Source organism: Fibrella forsythiae, assembly GCF_017353175.1.
Taxonomy (GTDB): Bacteria; Bacteroidota; Bacteroidia; order Cytophagales; family Spirosomataceae; genus Fibrella; species Fibrella forsythiae.
The window spans coordinates 1-3,712 of sequence record NZ_JAFMYW010000035.1 but is presented as its reverse complement, the minus strand read 5'-3'; the positions used below and the strand labels follow the sequence as shown (position 1 = coordinate 3,712).

Below are 3,712 nucleotides of genomic sequence, written 5' to 3'. Positions count from 1 at the left end.
GATCGTTTAGTTGGCCAAACAGCCCGCCGAGCAGGTTAGCCTGGTACTCTATGGTCTGCTCAAGCAGATCGATTTTATCAACGAGGCCCTAATCCAGCCGCCCCACTGGCTCCGGGCCGAGCAGCTCACGGCCGGAGTCGATGCCAACGATATCAGTTTTGTAGCCCTGGCCCTGCAAAACGAGGCTTGGCTATGGACGGAGGACAAAAAATTGACTCATCACCTGAAGGCCCTGGGCTTTGAGCGGGTAATCAATACGGCCGATTTATATGGCCTGGTATCGATCTGATCGGTCGGGGCAGGGTTCTTTAGGCTTAAGCCGCTGGCCGATCAAGCACAAACTTGCCCCGATCCCTTACTGCCCCAATCATCAATGTCACTTTATGCCAGTCTCACCTGTTAGCGAACCTCAAGCGTAAGGCGGGTGAGTAAACCCTGTAAATCCTGGCTGATCGAGCGAATAGAGGCTTGAAGTTGATTCAGCATATTGGCCCGCGCATGAAAGTCATCGGCCTGATAAAGCCCGCCTGCCCCAAAATAGAGCACTTTTTTCCCGAGGGGCGAACCAGCCAGGGTGTAGGCTTGCCAGCGCTGACGAATGTTGTACCGAATGGAGTGCTGACCATTATTGCTAAATGACTTCTCATTCAGCACATACCAGATAAAGGGGGAATAAATAGCAGATTGCTCCGATTGATCCCAAATATCGGCGAGTAAATTTCGATTGTGACTGAATAAAATTGCCTGATGGGAGGAGAGGGCCGCCGCTCCCCCTAGCCCGGCGCTCAATAGCCCTCCACTGATGCCCGCCACTTTGTCCGCTCGATCGGCCTGAATCAAGGTCGAGGCAACGGTGGTAACCGCGCCCACAAACACCGACAACAGGGTCAAGTTTCTCACCCGGGTTTGATCTTTCTGGTCCAGATACGTGGCTAGCTGATCGGCCCGTTCACCCTCGCAGTCCAGTTCGGCAGCCAGACTGGCAATTTCGGTCGAGGCCAGTAAAAGTCGGCCCTGGACCTGTTGTAGCTTACTGAGTCGAGCCAATCGGGCGTCCATATCATTTGTTTTCGGCTGACGCATACCTTGTAACAGAGGAAGGATCCCCGCAGCATTGGCCAGCAGGATATCATGCGGGGAGAAATGGTTGGTCAACGCCGTATCGGTTGGCAGACTAGCCAGTGGCGTATACTTCTGGTTGTAGATCGCCTGAAAAGCCGGTTCACAGTAGTTGCCGCTTTGATTCGGCCAGACAGGCGGCCTGCCTACTGCGCAGGAAGCAACCAGCCAGCCTACCAAGGCGAAGCGGACCAACTGCACGATTGACTCGTGCTGCCAGTACCAGCAAAGCTGCTGTAAATAAGTCTGGCTGGTTCCCCCTTTCCAGTCGGTACTATCGATTTCGTCCGACCAGCGGGTCCTGGCGAGCCGGGCTTGTAGATCGTTCAGCGTTGCTTGATTGACGGCAATGTTAAACGGATGATTCATGGGTACTAATCGGTCAAGGCGTGTTATAAACAAGCTGATTGATAAAAAGAACGCCTACTGACCAGCCTAATGCTCCTTGCTGGCTACAGCTGGCTGGTGGGGCCAGACCAACGGCTTTCTGAGCAGCGGGTGAAGATGGGCCTCCGCGTAGAGGCCTCCAGCGGGCTCTTTAGGTCCAGGAGCCGGACGTATCCCGGGTAGTGGAGGAGTGCGGTGGGCGATTCATACGCACGAATCTGAGTGGTTGCCACAAAACTAATCAGATTTAGTGCTCAGCGTACTGACCAGGCCAGGATCCGGAAAATAATTCTTTCTCCGGATTGGTGCCTAGCAGGACCCCTTCCTTTGCCTTAAAACTGGCCTGAAAACCCGGTCAAAAGTAGGCTTTGCTGACCTGCAAGCCAGGCTGAAGTAGGCCCCAAAACAGCCAGAGAAAAGCCAGAAAGAATCTGGGTGAGGGCGTGGCCAACCTAGCCTCAGATACTACTGGTAAGAAGCCGTAGAAACGCTATAAAAGGCCATCCAAGAGTAAGTGCTGGAGTACTATTCCTGCCAGCGCTTAAATGAGTCTTCTCTTCGGCGTGGAGCTAAAGTCAGGCCCGTCCTGTTACGGGCGGCTGATCTGGTTCTGCCAGCGCGTTCACTTCCACATGAAGCAATAAATCATGTTGTAATATATTGATAATCAATAGTATATAGATTAAGTAGAAAAATAGTTAATTATATATGTATCGACATGTAATCCGAGCGTATGATTTATTCGTATACTTGTTAATCCTGATTAGCTAGTTGACTGAGCTGTCCTGACAATAGGCTCATTATGACTGGCTTACCGCCTCATCAGGGTACTAAACTAATCATCACCCTTGCTTTCCCGCCGCAGCCGGTAAGTCCACTTTTATGAAACAGCCGTACTCTGACGAGACGCTAATTGCCCTCTTCCTCTCCACCCGGGAAGACCGTTTATTCACCCAGCTTCACCAGCGCTATTACGATAAAGTATATGCGTCTGCTTTACGCCTGATGGGAGACCAGGAAGAGGCCCGGGACCAGACCCAGGAGATCTTCTGCAAGGTGCACGACCGGCTGCACACCTTCCGGGGTGAATCCAGCTTTGCCACCTGGCTATTCGTGCTGACGCGCTACCACTGCTTCTCAGCCCGGGATAAACTAAAAAAGCGCATCTATGTGCCACTGGGGCCAGAACATGATCTTGCCGTTCAGGATAACCGGGAGGAACTCACCCTGGAGGAGCGCTGGCAGCAGGCCGAGGCGGCTCTCCAAGGGCTGACTCATCGGGACCGGGAGATGCTTCATAAGCATTACGTGGTTAGAGAGTCGGTAGCCACCCTGGCCAGTGAAGGTCAGCTTAGCGAGAGCGCCGTCAAGATGCGGCTCAAGCGCGCCCGCGATCAGGCCAGGCAGCTCCACAAGCATATAGTCCTGCACCTGAATTAACCCGCCCCCCTGGGGGCGTGGAACCCTGGCCAGCAAAGCACAGTTGCAACCCCAGTTTCTAGGGGTTAAGCAAATCGAGGAGAACTTCCCGCTGCTGACGCAGGTGCTCGGCAATGCCAACGCCCGCCTCGTAGGTGGCCTGTTGCAGGGCATCGATCACCGCCTCGATGAAATCAGTCATCGGCATCAGCTGTTGCTGTTATCGTAGTGGTCCTAGTGACCCAGATTGGTACCCACCGCCGGGGGAATGATCGCGAACACCCGGACTGAGGTGTCTTGTAATTGGTGGCGCTGCGTCAAGCGTTCACTGGGCGTTTTGGCGCTTAGCGCCAGGCTAAGCTGCGTGAGCCGGGGAGCTCTTTAAACTTATCCGCGCTCAGTAAAGAAGGTGGCCGGGCCGCTTTTGCTTACGCATCATGGCCCGGCAGCGTAGCGCCAGGGCCGCCGGGTTGCCAGGCAACCGACATAGAGATGAAATCAGCCAAGCTATTGTCTACAGCTACAGTAAGGGCAGCGGCCTACGGCAACGGTATGCTGTTTGCCCTGATCCTGGTGATAGGCTTTAGTTGCCAAAAAAAGGCGGATCCTGCGCCTGCCCTGACAAGGGCTATACTGGATTCGGCCCAGTCGATCCAAAGCCGAGACCTGACGGCCACTTCGGTTCGACTCAGCTCCCTGCTGCGCTCCTCGGGCAATGAAGCAGTCGTAACCATCGGGCAGCTCTGCTCAACGACCAATCAGCACCCAACCCTGGAAGACAAGGACC

At 54.3% G+C, this 3,712-nt stretch carries 5 protein-coding genes; 3 read left to right on the top strand and 2 right to left on the bottom strand.

Annotated elements, in window-relative coordinates; genetic code table 11:
- The first annotated feature begins 10 nt into the window (after window positions 1-10).
- A complete protein-coding gene (locus J2I46_RS32435; protein WP_207333275.1) occupies window positions 11-289 on the top strand; it encodes a PIN domain-containing protein in 279 nt (92 codons plus the stop codon).
- 110 nt (window positions 290-399) lie between these two features.
- On the opposite strand, the gene J2I46_RS32430 is transcribed toward J2I46_RS32435, so the two are convergent.
- Window positions 400-1,488 (bottom strand): epoxide hydrolase N-terminal domain-containing protein, encoded by a 1,089-nt coding sequence (locus J2I46_RS32430; protein ID WP_207333274.1) that lies wholly within the window; start codon window positions 1,486-1,488, stop codon window positions 400-402.
- Window positions 1,489-2,388: 900 nt separating this feature from the next.
- Between J2I46_RS32430 and J2I46_RS32425 the strand changes: the two genes are divergently transcribed.
- Complete coding sequence (locus J2I46_RS32425; protein ID WP_207333273.1) at window positions 2,389-2,946, top strand: RNA polymerase sigma factor; 558 nt, start codon at window positions 2,389-2,391, stop codon at window positions 2,944-2,946.
- A gap of 58 nt (window positions 2,947-3,004) precedes the next feature.
- On the opposite strand, the gene J2I46_RS33270 is transcribed toward J2I46_RS32425, so the two are convergent.
- A complete protein-coding gene (locus J2I46_RS33270; protein WP_262898083.1) occupies window positions 3,005-3,127 on the bottom strand; it encodes a hypothetical protein in 123 nt (40 codons plus the stop codon).
- A 290-nt stretch (window positions 3,128-3,417) separates the two neighbouring features.
- On the opposite strand from J2I46_RS33270, the gene J2I46_RS32420 reads away from it, so the two are divergent.
- Window positions 3,418-3,712: hypothetical protein (locus J2I46_RS32420; RefSeq protein ID WP_207333272.1), on the top strand; the 295-nt coding region annotated here is incomplete at its 3' end.